The sequence below is a fragment of the Streptomyces sp. NBC_01092 genome (assembly GCF_045039535.1).
Classification (GTDB): domain Bacteria; phylum Actinomycetota; class Actinomycetes; order Streptomycetales; family Streptomycetaceae; genus Streptomyces.
In genome coordinates this window covers 3,523,355-3,546,646 of the sequence record NZ_CP108659.1, presented here as the reverse complement: position 1 = coordinate 3,546,646, position 23,292 = coordinate 3,523,355, and the positions used below count along the sequence as shown (strand labels likewise).

At 72.1% G+C, this 23,292-nt stretch carries 18 protein-coding genes; 10 read left to right on the top strand and 8 right to left on the bottom strand.

The window, feature by feature from the left end:
* Positions 1–73: 73 nt before the first annotated feature.
* Positions 74–370: a DUF1876 domain-containing protein gene (locus OG254_RS15870; RefSeq protein ID WP_405582153.1), complete on the bottom strand. Its 297-nt coding sequence runs from the start codon at positions 368–370 to the stop codon at positions 74–76.
* A gap of 420 nt (positions 371–790) precedes the next feature.
* On the opposite strand from OG254_RS15870, the gene OG254_RS15865 reads away from it, so the two are divergent.
* From OG254_RS15865 to OG254_RS15855, 3 genes are all read left to right on the top strand, one after another.
* Positions 791–1,468 carry a response regulator transcription factor gene (locus OG254_RS15865; RefSeq protein ID WP_405582150.1) on the top strand — a complete coding sequence of 226 codons (678 nt, stop codon included), beginning with the start codon at positions 791–793 and terminating at the stop codon, positions 1,466–1,468.
* Positions 1,469–1,486: 18 nt separating this feature from the next.
* The gene (locus OG254_RS15860) at positions 1,487–2,731 is read left to right on the top strand and encodes a sensor histidine kinase (RefSeq protein WP_405582147.1); all 1,245 of its coding nucleotides are present in this window, start codon (positions 1,487–1,489) and stop codon (positions 2,729–2,731) included.
* A gap of 119 nt (positions 2,732–2,850) precedes the next feature.
* Positions 2,851–4,215, top strand: coding sequence for a hypothetical protein (locus tag OG254_RS15855; RefSeq protein ID WP_405582146.1), 1,365 nt, complete (start codon positions 2,851–2,853; stop codon positions 4,213–4,215).
* Positions 4,216–4,221: 6 nt separating this feature from the next.
* On the opposite strand, the gene OG254_RS15850 is transcribed toward OG254_RS15855, so the two are convergent.
* The 4 genes from OG254_RS15850 to OG254_RS15835 form a co-directional block, all read right to left on the bottom strand.
* Positions 4,222–5,283: a rod shape-determining protein gene (locus OG254_RS15850; protein ID WP_405582144.1), complete on the bottom strand. Its 1,062-nt coding sequence runs from the start codon at positions 5,281–5,283 to the stop codon at positions 4,222–4,224.
* Between the two features lie 338 nt (positions 5,284–5,621).
* Positions 5,622–7,097: a carboxyl transferase domain-containing protein gene (locus OG254_RS15845; RefSeq protein WP_405582141.1), complete on the bottom strand. Its 1,476-nt coding sequence runs from the start codon at positions 7,095–7,097 to the stop codon at positions 5,622–5,624.
* Entirely contained in the window at positions 7,094–8,566 is a 1,473-nt protein-coding gene (locus OG254_RS15840; RefSeq protein ID WP_405582138.1) for an acyl-CoA synthetase, read from the bottom strand. Before OG254_RS15840 ends, OG254_RS15845 begins: the two co-directional genes overlap by 4 nt.
* Before the next feature lie 69 nt (positions 8,567–8,635).
* A complete protein-coding gene (locus OG254_RS15835) occupies positions 8,636–10,018 on the bottom strand; it encodes an SLC13 family permease (protein ID WP_405582135.1) in 1,383 nt (460 codons plus the stop codon).
* Between the two features lie 220 nt (positions 10,019–10,238).
* Here OG254_RS15835 and OG254_RS15830 point away from each other — a divergent pair, with 220 nt between their 5' ends.
* The 3 genes from OG254_RS15830 to OG254_RS15820 all read left to right on the top strand — a co-directional run bounded on the left by OG254_RS15830 (position 10,239) and on the right by OG254_RS15820 (position 14,746).
* Entirely contained in the window at positions 10,239–10,946 is a 708-nt protein-coding gene (locus tag OG254_RS15830; protein WP_405582132.1) for a FadR/GntR family transcriptional regulator, read from the top strand.
* A 186-nt stretch (positions 10,947–11,132) separates the two neighbouring features.
* Positions 11,133–13,490, top strand: a complete 2,358-nt coding sequence (locus OG254_RS15825; protein WP_405582130.1) for a glycosyltransferase — start codon at positions 11,133–11,135, stop codon at positions 13,488–13,490.
* Positions 13,487–14,746 (top strand): acyltransferase family protein, encoded by a 1,260-nt coding sequence (locus OG254_RS15820; RefSeq protein ID WP_405582128.1) that lies wholly within the window; start codon positions 13,487–13,489, stop codon positions 14,744–14,746. The genes OG254_RS15825 and OG254_RS15820 overlap by 4 nt, the downstream gene beginning before the upstream one ends.
* 411 nt (positions 14,747–15,157) lie before the next feature.
* Here the strand turns inward: OG254_RS15820 and OG254_RS15815 are convergent, their stop codons facing one another.
* Positions 15,158–15,523: a hypothetical protein gene (locus tag OG254_RS15815; RefSeq protein WP_405582125.1), complete on the bottom strand. Its 366-nt coding sequence runs from the start codon at positions 15,521–15,523 to the stop codon at positions 15,158–15,160.
* Positions 15,524–15,996: 473 nt separating this feature from the next.
* Here OG254_RS15815 and OG254_RS15810 point away from each other — a divergent pair, with 473 nt between their 5' ends.
* The 4 genes from OG254_RS15810 to OG254_RS15795 all read left to right on the top strand — a co-directional run bounded on the left by OG254_RS15810 (position 15,997) and on the right by OG254_RS15795 (position 18,455).
* Positions 15,997–17,184 (top strand): helix-turn-helix domain-containing protein, encoded by a 1,188-nt coding sequence (locus tag OG254_RS15810; RefSeq protein WP_405582123.1) that lies wholly within the window; start codon positions 15,997–15,999, stop codon positions 17,182–17,184.
* A gap of 10 nt (positions 17,185–17,194) precedes the next feature.
* On the top strand, positions 17,195–17,668 hold the full coding sequence (locus tag OG254_RS15805) for a hypothetical protein (protein WP_405582120.1): 474 nt from the start codon (positions 17,195–17,197) through the stop codon (positions 17,666–17,668).
* Between the two features lie 111 nt (positions 17,669–17,779).
* Complete coding sequence (locus OG254_RS15800) at positions 17,780–18,031, top strand: hypothetical protein (RefSeq protein WP_405582118.1); 252 nt, start codon at positions 17,780–17,782, stop codon at positions 18,029–18,031.
* Positions 18,009–18,455, top strand: coding sequence for an NUDIX hydrolase (locus OG254_RS15795; protein WP_405582116.1), 447 nt, complete (start codon positions 18,009–18,011; stop codon positions 18,453–18,455). The genes OG254_RS15800 and OG254_RS15795 overlap by 23 nt, the downstream gene beginning before the upstream one ends.
* A 46-nt stretch (positions 18,456–18,501) precedes the next feature.
* Here OG254_RS15795 and OG254_RS15790 read toward each other — a convergent pair whose 3' ends face one another.
* Positions 18,502–19,809 carry a hypothetical protein gene (locus OG254_RS15790; protein WP_405582113.1) on the bottom strand — a complete coding sequence of 436 codons (1,308 nt, stop codon included), beginning with the start codon at positions 19,807–19,809 and terminating at the stop codon, positions 18,502–18,504.
* A gap of 74 nt (positions 19,810–19,883) precedes the next feature.
* Complete coding sequence (locus OG254_RS15785) at positions 19,884–23,123, bottom strand: PQQ-binding-like beta-propeller repeat protein (protein ID WP_405582111.1); 3,240 nt, start codon at positions 23,121–23,123, stop codon at positions 19,884–19,886.
* Positions 23,124–23,292 lie beyond the last annotated feature (169 nt).

Here is a 23,292-nt window from a genome sequence, read left to right as displayed (position 1 = left end):
TCGGCGAGTGACGACAACGCGGCAGATGGGCGTGCCAGGCCCCGCGACGCCGGCATGATCCGCCGGACAGGCCCTAGGGCCGCTCCCATGCCAGGCTGCCCTCCTGGTCGGCCGGGCCGGCCAGGTCCACGATGTCGTCGGACGCGACGTCGTGCAGCCGGATGGCCAGGTCCTCCAGGGCGCGACTGGCGGCGAGTTCGTCGCCGATCTCGGGGACCGGCCGGTCGACGGGGCTGCGGTGGGCCACACCCCGGCCGGTCACGGCCATCAGGTCCTGCGGCGTGTCCTGAGTGGTCAGCACGGCCTCGGCGCGGGTGTCGTCGCCGTCCTCGATGATGTGGATCCGGACGGTCCAGTGTTTGTCTTCCATCGAGATCACCTCCGTACGCCGGTGGGCGGCCCGGGGCCCTACTGACGAGCGTGCGCCTGTTCGCGGGGCGGGTCCAGCGCGGGGCGCCGGGCGGCGTGCGCGGTGGTACCCCGAGGTGAGTCGGGGGCGTCCTCCTCCCTTGGAAGTAGCCCGGCAGGCATCCGCTCCTGCCGCGGAGGCATGACAAGTGCCTCCGTGGGCACGATGTGCCGAAAGGTTGCGCAGAGAAGGCTGGTCGCAACGGACTTGAGATACGAGGAGGGCGCCATGAACCGCCAGACCCACGTTCGCGTTCGTGTCACCCGCCGGCCCGCCGCTCCCCGTGACACCAGGGGCGAGATCGACCGGCGCACCCCCTCGGGGCGGATTCTGCCGTACTGACACCGGGCCTACGAGCCCTCGCCGACGTAGCGTGAGGGCATGCGGGTGCTGGTCGTCGAGGACGAGGAGCGGTTCGCTGCCGGGCTCAGGGACGGGCTGGAGGCCGAGGGCTTCGCCGTCGACATCGCGCTCGACGGCGTGGACGGGCTGTGGCTGGCCCGTGAGAACAGCTACGACGCGATCGTCCTCGACGTCATGCTGCCGAAGCTCAACGGCTACCGCGTCTGCCGGACCCTGCGCGCCGAGCGCTGCTGGACGCCGATCCTCATGCTCACCGCCAAGGAGGGCGAGTGGGACGAGATCGAGGGCCTCGACACCGGCGCCGACGACTATCTGACCAAGCCCGTCTCCTACGCCGTACTCCTGGCCCGGTTGCGGGCACTGCTGCGGCGCGACGCACGGGAGCGGCCCGCCGTGCTCGCCGCCGGTGATCTGCTGCTCGACCCCGCCGCCCGGACCGTCAGCCGCGCCGGCCACGACATCGAGGTCACCGCGCGGGAGTTCGCGGTGCTGGAGTACCTGCTGCGGCGGGCCGGGGAGGCGGTGACGAAGCGGACCATCCTCGACCACGTGTGGGGCGACGACTTCGAGGGCGACCCGAACATCGTCGAGGTGTACGTACGGCGGCTGCGCAACAAGGTCGACCGGCCCTTCGGCCGGCAGTCGCTGCTGACGTCGCGGGGGCACGGGTACCGGCTCGTGCCCGATGACGGGTGACGGGAGCTCTGGCGCCCGATGACGAGCGAACGGTACGAGCACCGGCTGCGGGCGGTACGGGTCCGGGCCACGGCCGTCGCCGCGCTCGCCGTGGCCGTGGCCCTGGTCGCCGCCGGGATCGGGCTCGTCGTAGGGCTGCGCACCGAGCTCAGCGCGGACGTCCGGGACGCCGCCCGGGCCCGGGCCTCCGACGTGGCGCGGGTCATCGAGGCGGGACGCGGGGTGCCCGCGCCGACCGTGTCCGCGCCCGACGAGGAGTTCCTGCAGGTCGTCGACGCGGACGGCGCCGTCGTCGCGGCCAGCGAGAACGTGGCGGGACAGCCGGCGCTGGCCCGCCTGGACCCCGGCGAGAGCGCCTCCGTCGACACCCCGCTCGACGACGACCCCTTCATGGTGGTGGCGGTCGGCGCCCGGGACGACGGCCGCCAGCTGGTCGTCCTTGCGGGGCGGGACGCCGCGGGAGTCTCCGACGCCACGAACACGGTCACCTGGCTGTTGCTCATCGGCCTGCCGGTCCTGCTCGTCCTCGCGGCCGCCGCGACCTGGATCGCCGTCGGCCGCGCCCTGCGCCGCGTGGCCCGCGCCGAGGCCGCGCAGCGCCGGTTCGTCTCCGACGCCTCCCACGAGCTGCGCTCACCCGTGGCCACCGTCCGCCAGCACGCCGAGGTCGCCCTCGCCCACCCCGAGCGCAGCGACACCGGATCCCTGGCCGGGACCGTGCTCGACGAGGCCGTACGGATGCAGCGCCTCGTCGACGACCTGCTGCTGCTCGCCCGCGCCGACGAGAGCGCGCTGCTGCGGGGCGGGCGGCGGCCGGTGGACCTCGACGACCTGGTCCTCGCGGAGGCGCGGCGGCTGCGCTCGGCCTCGCCCGGCGTGCGCGTCGACAGCACGGCGGTGGGCGCGGCCCGGGTGACCGGCGACGAGGACGCGCTGGGGCGCCTGGTGCGCAACCTCGGCGAGAACGCGGCCCGGCACGCCCGCACGCGGGTGACGTTCGCGCTGACGGACGCCGGGGACGGGTGGGTACGGCTGCTGGTGGAGGACGACGGCCCCGGCATCCCGGCCGCCGACCGGGAGCGGGTCCTCGGCCGCTTCGTACGCCTCGACGACTCCCGAGCCCGGGGCGCGGGCGGCGCGGGGCTGGGCCTGGCGATCGTGGCGGAGGTTGCCGGGGCGCATCGGGGGCGGGTGCAGGTGGGGGTGAGTGAGGTGCTGGGCGGGGCTCGGTTCGTGGTGATGTTGCCGTCGGCGGGGGAGTGAGGCTGCCGGACGAGACGGGCTCTGCTGGGCCTCCTGACACCGCGTTCAGGGGCGTTCAGGGGATGTTCAGCGGTCGCGGAGGACCCTCGGGGTATCGGACCGGCATCGAGGAGGCAGCCGTGAACGCTCATCGCAGGATCCTGTGGCCGGGGGCCGTCGCGGGCGCTGTCGTACTGATGGCCGGTGCCTGCTCCGGGAGCGCCGGTGGGTCGGAGGGGACGGGCTCGACCGACTGTGTGCACGTCATCGACGAGAAAACCGGCGAGACGGGCAAGGAATGCTTGCCGCTCGCGCCCGAAAGCGAGCGGGTCGACCGGGCCGAGCCGACATTCTCCAACCCGACCGAGGTCACCAACCCGCTCCACCCCAACAGCGATGTCGACCAGGTCATCATGGGCGGCCAGGTGGACGACGCGCCCTTCCGCACCGAGGTGAGCCTGCTGCCCGGCACCAAGACCATCAAGCTCGACGGCCAGACAGTCCAGGCGATCATCCAGCAGTACGCCGCCTACTCCGACGGCCGGATCCACGAGGTCGCCCTGGACTGGTTCGCCCAGGCCGACGACGGCGCCGTGTGGTACCTCGGCGAGGACGTCTTCAACTATGAGGACGGCGTCGTCGCGGACACGGAGGGCACCTGGCAGGCCGGCAAGGACAAGGCACCCCCCGCGATGATCATGCCGGCGGACCCGAAGCAGGGCGATGTGTACCGGCCGGAGAATCTCCCCGGCGTCGTCTTCGAGGAGGTCACGGTGAAGGAGGTCGACCAGACCGTCGACGGGCCTTACGGGAAGGTCGAGGGCGCGATCACCGTGAACGAACTGCATATGGACGGCTCGACCGAGGACAAGACCTTCGCACCCGGCTACGGCGAGTTCTCCACCGGGAACGCGGGCGGCGACCTGGAGGCGGTGTCGCTCGCCGCGCCGACGGACACCCAACCGGGGCCCCTGCCAACGGAGTTGGCGTCTCTCGACCGCGCCGCACGGGCCGTGCAGGATGGCGAGGTCACCGACGCCGACCTGGGCGCGGCGCGGAATGCGTGGACGGCCTACCGCGACTCCGACGCCGTACCGAAGTTGCTTCAGACGCAGATGACCCGCGACCTCGGCGCGCTCGCGCAGGCCGTGGGCGCGGGGGACGAGGAGGAGACGCTCGGCGCCGCGCTGCGGGTGGCGCAGAACACGTCGGATCTGCGGCTGCGTTACGAGCCGGTGCGGACGGTGGACCTGGACCGGTTCGACATGTGGGCACGGCAGTTGGGGATCGACGCGGAGGCCGGGGCCGAGGGAGCCGTCGCGGGTGACGTCACCAGCCTCGAACTCGCCTGGGAGCGGCTGAAGGACGACGTCGCCGAGGCCGACGCGGCCGCTGTCACGGCCGACCTGCGCGAGGCCCGGGAGGCCGCCGACCGCAAGGACATGGAGGCGGCGGGGCAGGTGGCGCCGAGCCTGGTGGAGGACATTGCCGAGGTGAGGGGCTGACGCCGGTCACGCACTGTCGTCGAGGGGTGGGGCCGACTCGGTCGGATTCAGCTCCATGCGCTCGATCCTGCCCTCCAGCATGGTGCCCAGGCCCTGCACGGCGCAGATGTCGGGCCGCTCGGCGATGTGCACCGGCATCCGGGTCGCCTGACGCAGCATCTGGTCGAAGCCGGGCAGCAGCGCGCTGCCGCCGACCATCATGATGCCCCGGTCGGCGAGGTCGGCGACCAGGTCGGGCGGGCAGGCGCGCAGCACCTTGCCGATGCTGTCGAGGACGGCGGTCAGCGGAGTCTGGATGGCGTCCCGCACGGCGGCGGTGTCGACCTGGACGGAGCGGGCGAGGCCGGTGCAGACGTCACGGCCGTGGATCTCGGTGGAGGCCGGGCCGTGGGGGCTGAGCCCGTTGCCGGACAGGGCGAGCTGGAGCGGCCGTACGTTCTGGCTGGGCAGCATCAGCTCGTGCTCGTGCCGCAGGTGCTGCACGATCGCGTGGTCCACGGCCTCGCCGCCGACCCTGACCCGTTCGGCGGTGACGATGCTGCCGAGGGAGAGCACGGCGACCTCGGTCGCGGCGGCCCCGCACACCATGATCATGCTGGCCTCGGGCTGCTCCACGGGCAGTCCGCAGCCCACGGCGGCGGCGATGAGGGTGTCGACGAGCTCCACGCGCCGCGCGCCGAGACCGACCAGGGTCTCGATCGCCGCGCGCTGGGCGAGCGGGTCGGCGTCGTGCGGCGTGCAGGCCGCCGCGCGCAGGAACGGCTTGCGGCGCAGGGCGCGGCGCATCTTGTCGCCGAGCAGGTGCCGCAGCATGCGCTGCGCCATCTCGATGTCGACGACGGTGCCGCCGGAGACGGGCCGCATGACGCGGATGTAGTCCGGGGTGCGGCCGGTCATCCGCTCCGCGAACTCGCCGACCGCGATGAGGGCGCCGGTCCGGGTGTTGACGGCGGCGACGGACGGCTGGTCGACGACGAGTCCGGCGCCCTTGACGAAGACGCGGGTCCTGGCCGCCCCCAGGTCGACGGCGAAGTGGCAGCGGCGCAGCTGCTCCAGAGTGGCGGTCATGGGGGTCCTCCCGGAAAACGCAGACCATGGGTCCGCCGGGTGGGTGGCGGGCCTCGCTCGGTGTGTGTCGGGTCGTGTGTGCGGGGCCGGCGGGTGGCGGCCCTAATCGCATCGTGCGGGCGGCCGGGAGGGGGTCGCCTTTTGGAGGGGGCCGGGTGGGGTGCCGCTGAATGGGGGTTTTTGATTCTGATGCGGCGTCAGACAGCGTGTCGCAGTCAGGGGGAGTGGGCGGCCTGGAGTAAAGGAGCGGGCGGCCGGTCCTGACGACCAGGCGCCCGACACCTTGCCGCCGCACTCGATCCGGGCGGCCGGTCGGTCTCCCCTCCCTACCCTTCTCCCTACCCTTCGACGACCCCTCGGACCACCCCCAGCTCCACCAAGTCCTGTGGCCTGATCCGGAGTTGATCCGCCGTCGCCTCCACCTCCCCCGGCCCCCGCTTCAGGATCGCCGCCGCCAGTTCCGGGGCGATCACCGAGAAGTAGCTGTCGGGTGTGGCCCAGGTGTTGCCCGGTGCGGCGAGGGCCAGTGCTCCGCCCGAGCCGCCCTCGCCGATGAGGAGGGTGGTGATCGGTGTGCGTGCGGACGCCACCGCACCGAACAGGTCCGCGATGGCCGCCCCGACCCCTTGCCGCTCCGCCTCCGCGTCATTCGCGGCGCCCGGCGTGTCCACCAGGGTCAGCACCGGGATCCCGAGCCGGTCCGCGAGGCGGATCAGGCGGGCGGCGGTGCGGTAGCCGGCGGGGCGGGTGGCCGTGCCGGTCTGCGCGGCGTAGGCGACTGTGCGGCCGTCGTGCTCCCCGAAGCCGCACAGCATGCCGTCGGGGTCGGTGCCGCCGCACCGGTCTCCGCTGATCGCGACGCGGTGGGTGAAGTAGGCCGACAGGTAGGCCTCCGCGCGCGGACGCCGGGGCGCGCGGGCGCTGCGGACGGCGTCCCAGCCGGTCGCGGGGAGATCCGACACGCCGAGGGCGGCGGGAAGCGGCGCCGACCGGTCGGCCGGGGTGGCTGTCGCGCTGAGCCTGCTGTCTGCCCCTGGAGCCGTCGCCCCTGGAGCCGTCGCCCCTGGAGCCTTCGCCCCCGGCGGGCGTCGGTCCGTCGGGCGCCGGTCCGCCGGGGGCACGCCCGCACCCCCCGTCGGCCCCGCCAGCAACCGCAGCCACACCCCGAGTACCTTCCGCACCTCCCCCGGCCGCACCACCGCGTCCACCGCCCCCGCGGCCACCTGCGCCTGCGCCGTGTACGCCGCCGGGTCCGCGTCGGGTGGGCGGACGCGGGAGCCCGCGAAGCCGACCTGGGCGTCGGGGAGGGCGAGGATCACGTCGGCGCCGGCGCCGAGGGTGGCCCAGCCGCCGCCCGTCGTCGGGTCCCGGAGTACCGCGATCTGGGGCAGGCCCGCCTCGCGCGTGAGCGCGGACTGCCGTGCCACGCGCTGGAGTTGGGTGAGGGCGAGCATGCCCTCCTGCATACGGCTGCCGCCCGTCGCCACCAGCGGCACGACGGGCAGGCGGCGGGCGCGGGCGTAGGTGTACGCCGCCTCCAGCCGGTCCCCGGTGCGTTCGCCCAGTGAGCCGCCCAGGAAGCCGAACTCGAACGCGATGAGGACCGCGCGCGTGCCCTCGATCGTGCCGGTGCCGCAGACCACCGACTCCGCCTCGCCGGTGCGCTCGACGGCGCGGGCCCGCGAGGCGTCGTAGCCGTACCAGCCGAGGGGGCCGTCCGGCCCGGAGTCCCGGTCCGGGTAGGGGAGTTCGGTGAAGGAGGAGCCGTCGGTGATCAGGGCGACGACCTGCCGTGCCGCGAGCCGTTCCGTCATGAGGTCAGCGCCCGCTTCATGATCTTCCCCATGTCGTTGCGGGGGAGGGCGTCCAGGTAGTGGACCCTGCGCGGGCGTTTGTGCGGCGCCAGACGGGCGGCGACGTGGTCCGCCAACTCGGCCGCGGAGGGTAGGGACTGGGGGTCCGCCGGGACGATCCACGCCACGATCCGCTCGCCCAGGTCCGCGTCCGGCTCCCCGGTCACCGCCGCCTCCCGCACCCCCGCGTGTTCGAGGAGCGCGTTCTCGATCTCGCCCGCCCCGATCTTGTAACCCCCGCTCTTGATCAGGTCGGTGGCCTTGCGGCCGACGATACGGACGTACCCGTCGGGCTCGCGCACCGCCATGTCGCCGGTCCGGAACCAGCCGTCCGCTGTGAACGCGGCCTCCGTGGCATCGGGACGGTTGAGGTACTCCGTGAAGAGGTTCGGGCCGCGCACCTGGATCTCGCCGACCGTCTCGCCGTCGTACGGCGTGATCGGCGCCCCTTCCTCGTCGTACGACGTGAGAGGGGTCCCGTCCTCCTCCACCAGCCGCAGCTCCACGCCCGGCAGCGGCACGCCGACCGTCCCGGCCCTGGCCTCGCCGTCCGCGCGGACGCTGGTGTTCATCAGCGTCTCCGTCATGCCGTACCGCTCGACGACCCGCTGCCCGGTCGCGGCCGTGATCCGCTGATGGTCGTGCACGGGGAGCGCCGCAGAACCCGAGACGAGCAGGCGGGCCTTGCCCAGCGCCTGCGCAAGGCCCGGGTCCTCCGGGAGGGCCTGGGCGACGCGGTGGTACATCGTCGGCACGCCGAACATCATGGTCGCGCCTTCGTGCAGCTCACGGGCCACGCCCTCCGTGCTGAACCGGCCCAGGTGGCGCACCGAGCCGCCGCGGCGCAGCGGGCCGAGGATGCCGAGGACCAGGCCGTGCACATGGAACAGGGGCAGGCCGTGGACCAGTACGTCCTCGCCGGTCCACTGCCAGGCGTCGGCGAGCGCGTCCAGCGTGTGGGCGACGGCCCGGCGGGGGATGACGGCGCCCTTGGGCGGGCCGGTGGTGCCGGACGTGTAGACGATCAGGGCGGGATCCTCGCCGGACGCCTGCCGGTCGGGGAGCGGGCCCACGCCCCGCACGTCGACGTCGACGCGCTCCAAGTCGCCCAGAGCGGCGGGCAGTTCGTCCCCCGCGGCGGCCAGCACCACCGTCGGCGCACAGTCGGACAGGATGTGCCCGAGCTCCTTCTCCCCGGACTTCGGGTTGAGCGGTACGGCGGCGACACCGGCCTCCAGCGCCGCCACCACCGCCACGGCGGTCTCCAGCGCCGGGGTCGCCCAGACGGCCACCCGGCCCGCCCCGCCGATCCGCGCCGCGAGCGCACCGGCGGCGGCGCCGAGTTCGCCGTACGTCAGGGAACGGTCGCCGAAGCTCAGGGCGACTCGCCCCGCCGGACCGCCCGTCAGGGCCGGGAAGAGAGAGGACACGCGTCGTACTCCTTAACTGTTCAACGGACACCGAGTGTTGTCGTCCACCGAGTGTTGTCGTCCACCGGCCTACCCCCAGCCCGGCACGACCAGCACCAGCCACACCACCGCGGGCACGACCGCCACCACGATCCCTCCGTACACCATCAGCTGCCGGAAGAAACGCTCGCGGTCCACGTCCGGTGCCGCGGCCAGCACCAGCGCGCCGTTCGTCGAGAAGGGGCTCACGTCCACGACGGTCGCCGACACCGCGAGCGCGGCCACCATGCCGACCGCCCCGATCTCGCCCTGCGCCAGGAACGGCACGGCGAGCGGGATGAGCGCGCCCATGATCCCGACGGAGGAGGCGAACGCCGACACGATCGCGCCGATGTAGCAGAGCAGTACGGCGGCCAGCAGCGGTACGCCGATGCCGCTGACGCCCTCGCCGGCCCAGGTGATGGTGCCCATCTCGTCCAGTACGCCGACGTAGGTGAGCACGCCGCAGATCAGCAGCACGGTGGGCCAGGCGATCTCGCCGACCGCCTTCTTGCTGTCCTCCGGCCAGGCGGTGCTCAGGACGACGGCGAGGGTGATCGCGGTCAGACCGGCGTCCAGGTCGAAGACGAGGACGGCGATGACGAGGGCGACGAGGGAGAGGAGGGTCGCGATTCGGGGTGGGGTGAGGGGGACGGTGGGGGCGGGGGCCGTTTCGCGGGTGGCGGTCGCGGTCGTTGTGGGGGAGGGGTGAGTGCCGGGATCTGTCGTAGTCCCTGTGCCGCTGCGTTGTGGCTGGTCGCGCCCGCGCGGCGGTAGCCGCAAATCGATTGCAGCCCCGCGCCCCTTCAGGGCGCCTTCCGCGCCCTGCCGCCACAGCCCGAGCCCTCCGCACACGACGAACACCACCCCGGCGATGACGAGGTTGGCGAAGAGGGAGGCCAGGAACAGTGTGACCTCGTTGCCGGGCAGCTTCTCGCGCTCGACGATGCCGTTGACGATCGAGCCGTAGATGCTGATCGGTGAGAAGCCGCCGCCCTGCGCGCCGTGCACGACCATCGCGCCCATCAGCAGCGGGCTGATCCCGTACCGGGCGGCGAAGCTGAGCGCGATCGGCGCGACGATCGCCACGGCGGCGGGGCTCACGGCGCCGATCGCGGTGAGCGCGCCGGTCAGGGCGAACATCACCCAGGGAATGAGGGCCACCCGGCCGCGCACGAGGCGGACGGAGGCGTGCACCAGCCAGTCGGTGGTGCCGTTGGAGCGGGCGATGGCGAACAGATACGTGACGCCGACGAGGACGACGAACAGATCGCCGGGGAAGCCGGCGAAGATGCCGTCCGCGTCGAGGTCGGCGACGAGCGTGCCGACTCCGAAGGCGGCGGCGAAGGCGAGCGCGCCCATGTTGATCGAGCGGGTCGTCGCGATGACGAACACCACGACGAGGACGAGGATCGAGATGAGTTCGGGGGACATACGGGCTCCCGTCTTTGGGTCCCGGAGCGGTTGCGGGCGGGGTCCACACGGTCCGATTGGCAAAGTGGCTGAGCCAATTCGGGGTGATGGCTGGACAGCGTGGGCGCGCGGGCCGGTGACGTCAAGGGGTCGCGCAAGAATTGGCTCAGCCACTTGACCACTGAACCGGCCCGACCGCGCGCCCGCCCGGTGTTACGCTCCCGACGAGAAGGGGGACCCCGTGACCGACGCCCTGCGCCCCATGGCCAAGCAGCGCCTCTACGAGCAGGTGCTCGACCGGCTGCGTACCTACGTCGCCGAGGGCGGCCTGGGCGCCGGGGACCGCCTCCCCACCGAGCGCGACCTGGCCCAGCGGCTGGGCGTGAGCCGGGCCTCGGTGAAGCAGGCGATCGTGGTCCTGGAGGTGCAGGGCCTGGTCGAGGTGCGGCACGGGGGCGGCATGTATCTCGTCCGGGACAGCCTCGATCTGGAGCCCGTGGAGCGGATGGTCGAGCGCCGTCGGCGCCTCCCGGACGTCCTGGAGGCCCGCGAGGCCCTGGAGACGAAACTCGCCGAACTCGCCGCCGAGCGCCGCACGGACGAGGACCTCGCGGCGATGCGGTCGGCCCTCGCGCACATGGCGAAGGAGATCGGGGACGACGGCCACGGAGTGGAGGGCGACCGCCTCTTCCACGCCGCCGTCACCGCCGCCGCGCACAGCAGCATCCTCGCCGAGTTCATGCGCTCCATCGCCGACCAGATCGCCGAGAGCCGCACCGAGTCCCTGCGCCAGCCCCACCGCCCCGCCCGCTCCCTCGCCCAGCACCAGGCCATCCTCGACGCCATCGCCGACGCCCGCCCCGCCCAGGCCGCGGCCGCGATGCGCCGCCATGTCCGTACGGTCGCGAAGGTGCGGTTGCTGGACTGGGAGCCGGACGGAGAACGCTGACCGCGGGTTCCACACTGCCCGGTGCTCTCACACCCGGTCACGCGATTCCCCTCATCTCCTTGGCGTGGGCACGTAAAGGAAATCAGGCTTTTACACCGCCGCAGATGTGGCGTCACGGCGCCTGGCGAGGCTAGCTACCGACAAAAGGTCCTCCCCCCACATCCGAACAGGATTGGACCCACATACATGCACACCGAACTGAGGCGCACACCCGCGCCCCGGAACACTCCGGCCTGCCCGCCGACCGACGGGCCGCCACAAGGCCACGTCCTCGCGGTCGGCACCCCCGGCCCCCGACGCGAACGGCTCACCCGCACCCTCGAATCCACGGGCTACGCGGTCACCCACGCCGCCCCGGGCGAAGTGGGCCGCAGCGTCCAGCAGACCCCGCCCGACGCGATCGTCGCCCTCGACGGCCACGGCGGCGTCGAACAGGCCGTGGCGGTCGTCCAGGAGATACGCACCGCACCCCAGGGCCACGTCCTGCCCCTCGTCATGGTCACCGCCGACCGCGAACCCGCCGGTGTCGCCCGCCTGTTGCGCAGCGGCGCCGACGACTGCCTGCCCGAGGCCGCCGACCCCGTCGAACTGTCGGCCCGGATCGCCGCCAAGCTGCACCGGGTCCCGGTCCCCGTCGACCGGCTGGCCCGCGACCCGCGCACCGGCCTGTACTCCGCACCCCACTTCCGCGACGAACTCGACCGCGAACTGCGCCGCCCCGGAAGCCGTCCCGGACGCCGCGACGGTGTCCTCGCGGTGGTCGCCGTGGCGGAGGCGGACGCGCTGGAGGAACGGTTCGGGGCGCGGGTGCGCCGCGAGGTCGCCGAACGCCTCGCCGGTGTCGCCGAGCGGCTCGGCGACGGCAGCGGCCGGCTCGGCCGGGACGAGGAAGGGCGGCTGCTCGTCCTCATGCCGGGCGTCGACGAGGAGACGGCGCGCCAGGCGCTGCGGGAGTTCGCCACGGCCGTCGCCAGTACCCGTTTCGTCGTCGCCGACGAGAACGTACGGCTGACCCCGGCCGTCGGCTGGCTCCCCCTCACGGACACCGACGGCCTGCGGGCCGACCGGGTCGTCGGGCAGGCCGCCGACGCCGTCGCCGAGGCGCTGCGCCACCGCGACCTGCGGCCCGTCCGCTACGAGCCGTGGATGCGGGCCGCCGCGCCGCGCCGCCGCGCCAGGAAGGTCGTACGCCCCCTCCTGCTCGCCCTCTCCCCGCTGCTCGCGCTGCTGATCGGCGTGGGCGTGCCGTTCGCGCTGTACGAGCAGGCGTACGCGGTGCTCGGCTGGGACATCGCCTCGGCGGTGTACTGGGTCGTGGTGGCCGGACTGGTCCTGTCCGCCTCGCTGATCCTCCTCGAATGCCTCTTCTCGCTCGACGCGCCCACCCGGCCCGCGGCGCCCGCGCAGCCGTATCCGCCCGCGAGCGCGGTGATCGCCGCCTACCTGCCGAACGAGGCCGCGACGATCGTCGACACGGTGGAGTCCTTCCTGCGCCTCGACTACCCGGGCGACCTGGAGATCGTTCTCGCCTACAACACCCCGCACCCGCTCCCCGTGGAGGACACCCTGCGCGCGATCGCCCGCCGCGACCGGCGGTTGGTGCTGCTCCCGGTGGCCGGCAGCACCTCCAAGGCGCAGAACATCAACGCCGCCGTCACCCGCGTGCGCGGGGAGTTCGTCGGCATCTTCGACGCCGACCACCACCCCGCGCCGGACGCCTTCCGCCATGCCTGGGACTGGCTGTCCCACGGCTACGACGTGGTCCAGGGACACTGCGTGATCCGCAACGGCGACAGCTCCTGGGTGGCCCGGCAGGTGGCCGCCGAGTTCGAGGCGATCTACGCCGTCAGCCACCCGGGCCGCACCCGTCTGTACGGCTTCGGCATCTTCGGCGGCTCCAACGGCTTCTGGCGCACCGACATGCTGGCCCGTATCCGGATGCACGGTTCGATGCTGACGGAGGACATCGACTCGACGCTACGCGCGTTGCGGGAAGGCGCGCGCATCGCCACCGACCGGACCCTGATCTCGCGGGAGCTGGCGCCCACCCGGCTCAAACCCCTGTGGAACCAGCGCTCACGCTGGGCGCAGGGCTGGCTGCAGGTGTCCCTGCGCCACCTCTGGCAGGCACTGCGCCACCCGAACTTCACACCCCGTCAAAAAACGGGCCTCGTTGTCCTGTTGGGCTGGCGCGAGATCCAGCCCTGGCTCTCCCTCCAGATCCTCCCGATCCTCCTCCACTCGGCTCTGCGGGCCGGAGGAGCGGACCGCATCGACTGGGCCACCCCCGCCTGCCTGCTCGCCTTCGGCTTCACGCTCTCGGCGGGCCTCGTGCAGACGGCGTTCGCGGGCCGCCTCGCCCTGCCCGAACTGCGCCGCAGGCGCGGCTGGTTCTGGCGCCACGCCCTGATCTCCACCGTCTTCTACACCCACTTCAAGAACATCGTGGCCCGGCAGTCCCACCTCAAGGAGCTGCTGGGAGACCGGCGTTGGCGGGTCACGCCCCGCGCGGCGGCGGCGGCGAAGGCGGTGAACGGCCGGTGACGAGCACCCCCGCCCCGCAGCCGCCGAAGCCCTCCCGTGGCTCCCGTGGCTCCCGCAGCGTCGAACTCCAGGGCTTCCGAGGCCTGGCCGCCCTCAGCACGGTCGTCTTCCACGTCTGGCAGCAGTACTACGTGTACGACGCCCAGGGCGCCCACGCGCCGGTCGACAATCCCTACCTCGGGGCATTGATCTCCCTGGAGGTCATCGACCTGTTCTTCGTCATGTCGGCGTACCTGCTGACGCTCTCCTACGCCCGAGCCGCGATCGACGGCGAGGACAGGACCCGCCCGGGCCGGGACTTCCTCTTCCGCCGCGCCACGAGGATCCTCCCGCTCTACTTTCTCGCCGTCCTCCTCGTCTGGTCCCTGCGCAACCCGACCCTCCCCGGCGACTGGCGGGACCTGCTGGAGCACCTCACCTTCACGCACGTCTTCGACCAGAAGCGCATCTTCTACACCCTGGGCCCGACCTGGTCGCTCTCCCTGGAGATCGCGTTCTACCTCACCCTGGTCGCCGTGGGCCCCCCGGCGATCCGTGCCTGCCGCCGCCTGAGCACCCGCCGAGCCCGTGTCGCCCTGTGCGCGTCGGGCTGCGCGGCGCTCTACCTGGCCCCGGTCGCCTGGATCGCCGTCGCCCACCACGCCCTCGGCGTCCCGCACACCAACTGGCCCGTGTACTTCGGCCCCCAGGCCCGCCTCGGCGGCTTCGCGGCGGGGATGCTGCTGGCGGTGCTGCTGGTGGCGCTGGGCGAGCGGGGCCGGGTCGGCGCGCGCACGGCGACCGCGATGGCGGTGACCGCGGCAGCCGGCCTGTACGCCCTCTCGTACTACTCCGAAGCGGAAAACCCCTGGCACACCTACTACCACCCGCTGGCCGCGCTCCTCTGGTTCGCCCTGCTCTACGGCACGCTCCACGTCCGCACGACGGCCCACCCCCGCTGGCACGCCCTGTTGCGCGCGCGATGGCTGACGGGCGTGGGCCTGGTCAGCTACAGCCTGTACATCTGGCACGAGCCGCTGATGCTGCTCCTCTACGACACCGGCGCCCTGCCCCGCTCCCAGGCGGGCTTCCCACTGGCAGCGGTGTTCGTACTCGCGGCCGGGGTCCTGGTGGCGACGGTGAGCTACTGGGCGGTGGAGTACCCGGGCAGCCTGCTGTCCGCACTGCGGGACAAGAAGGGACGTCCCCGGGAGTTCTACCCGGAGCCGAAGCCGGAGCCGGAGCCGCGGCGGGAGGCTGAGCCCGCGGTGCGGTGAGCGTCACGGGTTCGCCGGGCCACTGCTCGGCTGCCATGTGTCGTATCCGGTCGGCGGCCAGTTCGAACATCGCTCCCGGTTCGGGCAGGGCGGCGTGCGGCATATACGGCCTCCTCATCAGGGGAGCGGGAAGGGATCTTGCGCCGTCCTGCCCCGGTGGCCGGGTGTGGGAGTGGGGCCACGGGGCGGGACCGAGTTGGACCCGTGGCGGGGCAGGAAGGGGAGTCACCTCCCGGCCGTCGGAAGTCACCAGTCGGCGCCGCCATTGGCGCGCAGGGCGAGCACGAAGGCAGTGACCGAGACGACGAAGAGGAGTTGTGCGGTGACCTGCCGCCAGCCGATCCGGGGTTCATCGGCGCCGACGTGGCGGCCGGGTGGCCTCCGCCGGCTCCTTGTCTGAGCCGTCGAGTATCACGGGGCAGCCTTCAGCGCCGCCAGCGGCTCCCACGAGTACCGGATCGTGACACCGTGCTCGGCCAGGGCTTCCGTCTCGCGGAACCTCAGCTCATGGTGGGACTCCGGGGCGAGAGCGGCGGGCCAGCGGGTGATGACGTCGGTGATCTCGCCCCGCGCAGCCATCCTGCACACGCGCTGCCAGCCCTCGCGGTGGCGAGGGTCCGGCTCCCCGTACGGGTCGGTGATCGTCCCCACCAGGCGGCGTAGGTCGCGCTCGTCCGCGAACACGAGGCCCTCCTCGATGGCCCGCTCCGTGGGCAACTTCGAGGCCGGCCGTCCCCGGTCAACGCACACGTACAACACGGCGGTGCGGGTGCTCATTGAGCGGCCCTTTCGCGGTGATGTGGGCACTGACAGTTGGGCCACGCTCCTGTAGGACCGGGCACCTCCGCCGGGATGACCGCCGTTTTCTCCCGCATCGTTGTGCGGGTCCCGTCCGGCCCGAGCCGGTACACCTTCAACGTCATTCCGCTGGGCCGTTCCGTTGCTGCTTTCATCGTCACACCTTGGTCAGGGGGTGGGGGAAGAGGGCCGCTACCTACGGGGGACGAGGGGCGGCGCGCTATCTCACATGCCCCTGAACTCCCGGTATGGGGACGGGTGTTGTACTGACAGACAGTCAACGATCACCAGCAGTCATGCGACCATCACTCATGCGGCACCCGCATACGGATATGCGCTGAGCGGGTACGGGTAGGAGCGCGCCGCCGCAGAGACTCTTAGCGTGGGGGTGCACAGTGGATTACCAGACGGGGCCGGTCCGGGAAGCATCCAGGACCGGGGACTACGGACGAGTGATCGAACTCGTCCGCACCGATCGGCGGATGACGCAAACGGCCTTGGGCCAGGCCCTCGGCATGAGCCAGTCCGCCGTGTCTCGTCTGGAGAAGAAGGGCACGAGCGCGTACAGCACGGACACCCTGGCGGCGGCAGCGGCGCACCTGGAGATTCCGTCGGCACTGGTGGGACTCGCCGGCAGTCGACCGTCGGGGCCACAGAACGACGGTGACGACGTGAACCGACGACGATTCATCGGCGGAGCGGTGGCCGCAGCCGCAGCCCCCGCCCTGGCCGTCCTCCCTGATACCGCAGACGGGGCCGGCGGGCAGGCCGCAGCCCTCAGGCTCTCGACCACGGCATATCGCAGACTCGACGGCACCACGCCCAGCCGGGACCTGTCGGAGGCCGTGCGCGCCCACATGCGCCTGATCCAGACCATCACGCACACGGCGACCGGCGACGCGGAGCGGAGACGCTTGGCCGCCGTCGGCAGCGAGGTTGCGAGCTTCGCCGGGTGGCTCGCGTGGGACACGGGCGACAACGGATCGGCCCGTTCCTGGTACGGGTCGGCGATCAAGGCGGCACGGTCGGCCGGTGACCCGTTGCTGACTGCCTACCAGACGGGGAGCCATGCCCAGTTCGAGGCGCACGCCGGGAACGGGGTGGAGGCCCTGAACCTCACTCGTCGGGCTCGGCGCGTACTCGGGTCCTCCCGCCCGGCCGTCGCGGATGCGTGGCTGTCGTCCGTCGAAGCTCTTGCGTACGCGGTGGCTGGTGACCGACGCTCTGCGGACAAGGCGCTGAGGGCGGCTCGCGCGGGAGCTGAGAACCTGCCCGAGGAGGCGCCGCCTTGGCCGTGGGTGTTCACCTTCACCCCGGCCAAGGTCGCCGCTGCGCGGGTCGCCTGTGGGGCACGGCTCCGCCTTGCGGATTGGGTCCTGTCCGAGGACACCGAAGCCCTCGCGACCGGCCACGACAAACAACGCGCGCTCCTAGTGCTGGACATCGCGGCTGGTCACCTCGCCGCCGGGCGCGTTGACGCCGCGTTCGCACTCGCATCCCGCGCGCTTGAATCGGGTCTCCGCTACCGTTCCGGCCGGATCGTGGAAAGGGCGCGTGCCGTGCGCCGGTCGTTGACCAATGGCTCGCCGCCCAAGGCGGTGCGCGAGTTCGACGAGCGGTTGCACGGCGTCTATCTGTAGGAGGAAAGACATGCGGGTGGGGATCACCGGTCACCGCGGACTGAGCACAGAGGTTGAGCAACGCGTGCGGACGCTCCTGGCTGATGCGGTGAGAGGGTACGACGCGGCGGAGTTGGTGGCGGTCTCGTGCATCGCGGACGGCCCGGATGCATGGTTCGCCGAGGCCGTGCTGTCCGTCGGCGGACGCCTTGAGATCGTCATCCCGGCAACCGAGTACCGCGACAGCCTGCCGGAGTGGCACCACTCCACGTACGACGCGCTGATGTCCCGCGCGAGCGACGTCCATGAGACCGGCATGACCGCGTCCGACTCCGAGGCGCACATGACAGGTTCTGAAACTCTCGTCGGGCTCGCTGACGAGCTGTTCGCCGTCTGGGACGGGAAACCGGCATGGGGGTACGGCGGCACGGCTGACGTCGTGGCGTACGCCGAGCGGACCGGCGTCCCCGTCCGGGTGCTGTGGCCGGAAGGCGCCTCACGCTGACCGGCCCCCGTACGCGGCCCGCCCCCGAGACCGCATTCGGGGCGGGCCGTCGGCATGCAAGGGTCAGCCCTTCCTGCCGTCCTTCTGCCAGAGCCGCCGCGGGGAACGGGCTTGGCGGAGCTGGTAGACCGCGCCGCCGGCGACGCGTGCGCGGACGAACACCTCGGCTGCCTGGGCGACGGCCTCACCCGGCAGAGGAAACAGCTGATCATCATGTGCGCCGACCACGGCGACGCCTTCGGCGAGGACGGCTACCACGGCCGGGGGATCGCTCATCCGACCGTGCTGAACGTGCCGTTCGCCGCCAGGCTGATGGAACCCGCTACTACCCTCACGGAGCATGACCCAAGCCCACGGCAGTGATTCGAAGCCTGACGCCTCCGTGATCGTCGCCCGTGACGATCACGGACAGGTCGCCATCCTGACCGCAGACTTCGCCCAGCATGGGGGCGAGCACCTGTTTCTTCCCGGAGGCAAGGCGGAGCCCGGCGAGACACCGGAACAGTGCGCCCGCCGCGAACTCCTCGAAGAAGCCGGCATCACCGCCAAGTCCTGGCGGCACCTGGGTTCGTACGCCATGGCATTGGACTCCACCGCCAGGGTGCATCTCTTCGAGGCCACTCAACTCACGTGCGGCCGCCAGCAACTCATGCCGTGGGAAGCGGACTTCAAGCTCATGTGGTGGTCGATGGAAGAAACCCTCAGGGCTGTCGACGAGGGCCGCTTCCTTTTGCAGGGTGGCCCCCTGGCACTGCTTCTAGCGGGCAGGACAACCGCCGACTCCTAGGTTGAGGGTCCCTGGGCGGCGCTGCCGAACCGCTAGGGGCGTGGTGTCACGGTGTCAGGACGCGGCCGGCGGCGACGGCTGTTGCCATGGTGCCGCCGATGACGACCGCCCCGGCGGCGACGACCGGGATGCGGCTGCTCCAGGTGCGCAGCACGGGTGAGGCCGAGGCGCGCGCGACGAACGCGTCCCGGCCGCGCAGGACCGCGAGGCCGACGCCGGTCAGGGTCAGCGCCATGCCGGCTCCGAACGCCGCCACCATCGCGACCGCCGTGCCGACCCGGCCGGTCAGGAGCCCGCTGAGCAGCACGAGGAACGCGGACGGGGAGGGGAGCAGGCCGCCGGATGTGCCGAGCAGCACGATGCCCCGCCAGGTGAGCAGGGACTGGGACGTCGGGATGTGGTGACTGTGGTCGTGGTGGTCGTGGTCGTGGTCATGCCCGTGGTCGTGGGCATGGGAATGGCCATGGCTGTGACCGTGCTTGCGGTTGCTCAGGTGCCGGCGGAGCAGGCCTATGCCGACCACGGCCACGACCAGGGCCGCGATCAACTGCAGCCAGTTGGTGACCGCTGCGACGTCCGGTGCGTTCTCGGCGGCGAGCCACCAACTCACCGCGAGCACGGCGACCGACGCGGTGTGCATGACGGCCACGATGGCGCCGAGCCACACCGCGTCCCGCGCCCTGCCCTGGCCTCCTACGAGGTACCCGGCGGCAAGGGACTTGCCGTGCCCGGGGGCCAGGGCGTGGAAGGCGCCCGCGGCTGCCGCGACGAGAAGCGCCAGGGGCAGGACGAGGCCGTGGTCCATCAGGGCCGCAAGGTCTGTGGTCCACATGGTGGCCGGCCCCGTGGACGGGGTCGTGGCGGAGCCCGCCGCGCCGAAGTCGAGGGTGCGGGCGGGGCTGTTCGCGGTGTGCAGACCGCCGCCGCCCTTGGGGGTCACGGAGATCGTGCGGTAGGCCGAGTTGACGTCGGTCAGCGCCGTGATCGTCACGGTGACCGTGTCCACGGGTTCGGGGCAGGTGTAGGGGATCAGGGCGCCCTTGCTCGCGATCTGCAGGGTGTCCACCGTGCCCAGCCCGCATCCGCGCCCCTTCTGCCGCACGGTGATGTGTGAGCCGAGGTAGGCCGCCTCGTCGCCCTTGGCAGCCTTGTGCAGGACGTCGAGGTCGTCCTGCTGGGCCGACCAGATGATCTCCAGGGCGCGGCCCTCGGCCGTGACCCGGGCGACCGGCGGTGTGCCGAAGGGGTGGGCCTGGACCGGGCCCGCGGCACCGAGCAGCGCCAGCGCGGCGGTCAGACCGATCAGTGCGAGACGGGCGGCGTGCATGCGGAGGGTGGTGCGCAGGGTGTGCATGGAGGTGGTCCCCTCGGGGGGTGGGGCGCCGTGAGGTGCCTGCCCTGGCTGGGCAGGCACCTCACGGACGGTTGTCAGTGGCCGTAGCCGCGCAGGTGGCGTGCGGCCAGGGCGTGGAGCGTGCCGTCGTCGGTGAGGGCGAAGACCCAGTCACCGCTGACGGAGAGCGCCGAGGTCACACTGGCGCCGAGGTTGTACTCGGTCAGTCGCCTGCCGGTGGCGCGGTCCAGGACGATCAGGCGGCCGTCCCGGGTGCCCGCGTACACCAGTTCCTCGGTGACCAGGGCGTGCATCGTCGGGGATCCGGGGCCCTCGGTGCACCCCTGGGCGACCCGCCACTCGATGTCCATCGGGCTCCTGCCGGGCAGGTAGCCGACCTTGGTCTCCCAGAGCGGCTTGGACGGGTCGGCCGCGCTGGTGTCGTACGCGCGGACGACGCCGTCGCGGCCGGCGACGTAGGCGATGTCGCCCCGGACGGCGGCGCTGGTGAGCGGAGCGCGGCCGGACTCGCAGATCCACGGGTCGTTCGCCGCGGACTTCCACTGGACGTCACCGGTCGTCAGGTCGTGCCCGCGGACACCGCTCTGGGTCACGGTCACCAACTGCGGGGCCCCGCTTGCCGGATCGGTGAGGACCGGGGAGGAGTGGCTGTCGATGCCGCCCTCGGTGCTCTTCACCCACAGCTGGCTGCAGGTCGAGAGGTTCATCGCGACGACCGTGCTGCTGGAGTCCGTCTGCAGGTAGGCGACGTCGGATCCGGGCTGTCGGACCGCCGTGCTGTGGAACTGGCCCCAGTTCGTGGCGCCGTTGAAGCCGCCGAGCAGGTCTCCGCTCTTGGCGTCGCGGCACTGGATCTTGTTCCAGTTCTGGTAGACGGCGACCGTGCGGTCCACGCTGTTCAGGTCGAAGACGCTGACCGGACCGCCGGCCCGGCCGTACCGGCGTACGGTGTCGCCCTGCTTCTGCTCGTTCTCGATCGTCTGCCAGACGACATGGCCGTCCTCGGCGTCGAGCGCGTAGATCCGGCCGACGGCGGTGGTCAGATAGACCTTGCCGTCGTGGTACGTCGGCGCCGACTCGGCGTCACCGTCCAGATAGGTACGCCATATCTCACGGCCGGACTTGATGTCGTAGGCCAGCATCATGTGGTTCGGCGAGTCGAAGGCCCTGGAGGAGACGATCACCTTGCCGTCCGCCACGACCGACCCGTTGAGGTTGAACTGCTCGCCGGTGCCCGCCGCCCACTTCAGGTCGAGCTCGGTGCCCGGGTTGTCGGTGCTTGCGGAGCGCCCTGCCTCGTCGCGGCCCTGACGCAGCCAGTCCTGGCCGGTCTTCGGGGCGGCCAGCCGGTCTCCGGGCACCACCGTGAAGGTGTTGGTGATGGCGGGCCATGACTTGCCGCGGGTGTCGACCGCGGTCATCTTGGCCGTGTAGGTGCCCGACCGCAGGTCGGGGAGGCGGTCGCTGACCCGGGTCCACGAGATCCGGGCCTTGGGACAGGGCTCAGGGGCGCCGCCGGGAGGCGTGTAGCAGTTCTCGATCCCGGTCCTGCGGACTCCGGTACCGAACTTCATCCGCGTCTCTTGCCACGCGATGCGGCCACGCGCGTCGCGGATGGTCAGCGAGGCCGTGGCCGGGGTGCGCCCGGCGTCCTCGGCGTACAGCTGGATCGGGATCCGGGCGCTGCTGCCGTGCACACTGCCCTGGGCCGGGCTGACCAGCGCGACGGCGTTGCTGACGTCGAACTGGCGGTGCGTGCCCTGGACGTAGCCGGTGTCCTCGTCGCGGCTCGTCCTCGGGTTGTCGTAAATGCCCTTGAAATCGAGGACCTTGTAGTCCGGGTGCGAGCCGTCGATGCCGTACTTGCCCTGGTTGTTGACCTCGACCGAGCGGGTGAAGGCGCCACGGCGGTACTCGGCCTGCTGGTTGTGGCCCGCGGCGAACATCCGCACGTCGTACTTCGACAGCTCGTCGACGGTCGGCTGCATGCCGGCCCCGGGACCCCACTGCGTGAACAGCGACCGGTGCGCGAAGACGAGCACCTGCTTGCCCACCGCGTGCCGCCTGAGGTCCTCGCGCAGCCACTCCAGCTGCGGCTTCAGGCCGCTGGAGTCGTAGTTGTCCTCAAGGACGACGATGTGCCGGCCGTTGCGGTCGAAGCTGTACCACTCCGGGCCCATGTTCCGGCGCCAGTACTCCATGCTGCCCGCGTAGCCCGTGGAGGTGGCGGTGCCGCCGAAGTCGTGGTTGCCCATCACCGGGTAGAAGGGCATGCCCAGTCTGCCGTCGGTCAGGCCCTTGCGCAGGAGGTCGAAGCCGCCCTGCCGGCGGGGCTCCGCGGCGTAGTCGGTGACCGTCAGATCGCCGGTCGTGATCGTCATCGTGGCGCCGTCGAGCCGGGACATCGCCGCGACCTGTCCGGTCAACTCCGGGAGCGTGTCGCGCGCGGCGTTGTCCGAGGTGTTGGACACCTCGCCGTCGGAGTACATGAGCCACTTTTCGGTGGGGTTCGCGGCGTTCCGGTCCGGCACGAGGGCGAAGTCGATGCCGGTGGTCGGGCCGCTGTCCGGCACCTTGTGGAAGAACTGCGGGACGAAGTCCGCGCGCAGCGCCGGGGTGTAGCCGTTCGGGGAGACGACGCTGACGAGGTCGGTCTCCCGGCGTTTCGGGTCGCTCTGCAGCGTGTACGAGCCGTCCGGGCCGGACTTCGTCCAGACGGCGCCGTCCGTGACGTCGACCCCGGGCATCGCAGCCTCGCCCGTATCGCGCCGGCCGTTGCCGTTGCGGTCCTTGAAGATCGTGCCCGAGACGCTGACCGTGGCCGCCGCGGCCTCCTCGGTGAGCGGCACCGCCGAGGCCATCGTGGGAGCCAGGCAGGACAGCGCCACCGCGCCGACGGCGGCCAGCCTGAACCTCCGGCCGCCGGAGCGTGCGCGGGCCGCCGGCTTGGCGAGCGGGAGCCGCCCGGTGCGGATCAGCCACACCGTGAACAGCAGCGCGGCGGCCACCGCGATGCCGAGCGCCACCTGTGCCCACGGGAAGGTGGGCAGCGCGTGAGCGCCGGACGCGTCCACGAGCGGGGTCCGCGCGTCGGCGTCGACCGTGGTGCCGTCGAACTCGACGATGACCTGGGCCAGCCCGCCCTGCTGCAGCATCGCGCTCAGGTCGAGTTGGTCGACGTGGCAGCTCCACGCGAGCTCGACCACCACACCGCCGGGGACGCCGCCCGTGTCACCGGCGACGCCGGAACCGGTGGCCGGGCACGCCGCGCTCAGCAGGTGCGACGCCCAGGCGCCCGCCTGCTGAGCCGACACCACGTCACGGTGGACGATCAGCCGCCCACTGGTGACGTCATCCTTGGTCGCAACGACAAGTTCGCCATGCTGCGGTGACACGTGTGCCGCAGCCGGCTGTGCACACAAGCACATGAGGAAGTAGAGCAGAGCCAGGCCTAGACCTGCTGCTCTTCGAAGAATCGCCATG

Bases quoted from the DNA above. Each gene is read 5' to 3' on its own strand.
- OG254_RS15815 (WP_405582125.1), bottom strand. From the start codon at position 15,523: ATGAGCACCCGCACCGCCGTGTTGTACGTGTGCGTTGACCGGGGACGG.
- OG254_RS15835 (WP_405582135.1), bottom strand. From the start codon at position 10,018: ATGTCCCCCGAACTCATCTCGATCCTCGTCCTCGTCGTGGTGTTCGTC.
- OG254_RS15865 (WP_405582150.1), top strand. From the start codon at position 791: ATGCGGGTGCTGGTCGTCGAGGACGAGGAGCGGTTCGCTGCCGGGCTC.
- OG254_RS15845 (WP_405582141.1), bottom strand. From the start codon at position 7,097: ATGACGGAACGGCTCGCGGCACGGCAGGTCGTCGCCCTGATCACCGAC.
- OG254_RS15870 (WP_405582153.1), bottom strand. From the start codon at position 370: ATGGAAGACAAACACTGGACCGTCCGGATCCACATCATCGAGGACGGC.
- OG254_RS15790 (WP_405582113.1), bottom strand. From the start codon at position 19,809: ATGCACACCCTGCGCACCACCCTCCGCATGCACGCCGCCCGTCTCGCA.
- OG254_RS15850 (WP_405582144.1), bottom strand. From the start codon at position 5,283: ATGACCGCCACTCTGGAGCAGCTGCGCCGCTGCCACTTCGCCGTCGAC.
- OG254_RS15860 (WP_405582147.1), top strand. From the start codon at position 1,487: ATGACGAGCGAACGGTACGAGCACCGGCTGCGGGCGGTACGGGTCCGG.
- OG254_RS15805 (WP_405582120.1), top strand. From the start codon at position 17,195: ATGCGGGTGGGGATCACCGGTCACCGCGGACTGAGCACAGAGGTTGAG.
- OG254_RS15825 (WP_405582130.1), top strand. From the start codon at position 11,133: ATGCACACCGAACTGAGGCGCACACCCGCGCCCCGGAACACTCCGGCC.
- OG254_RS15795 (WP_405582116.1), top strand. From the start codon at position 18,009: ATGACCCAAGCCCACGGCAGTGATTCGAAGCCTGACGCCTCCGTGATC.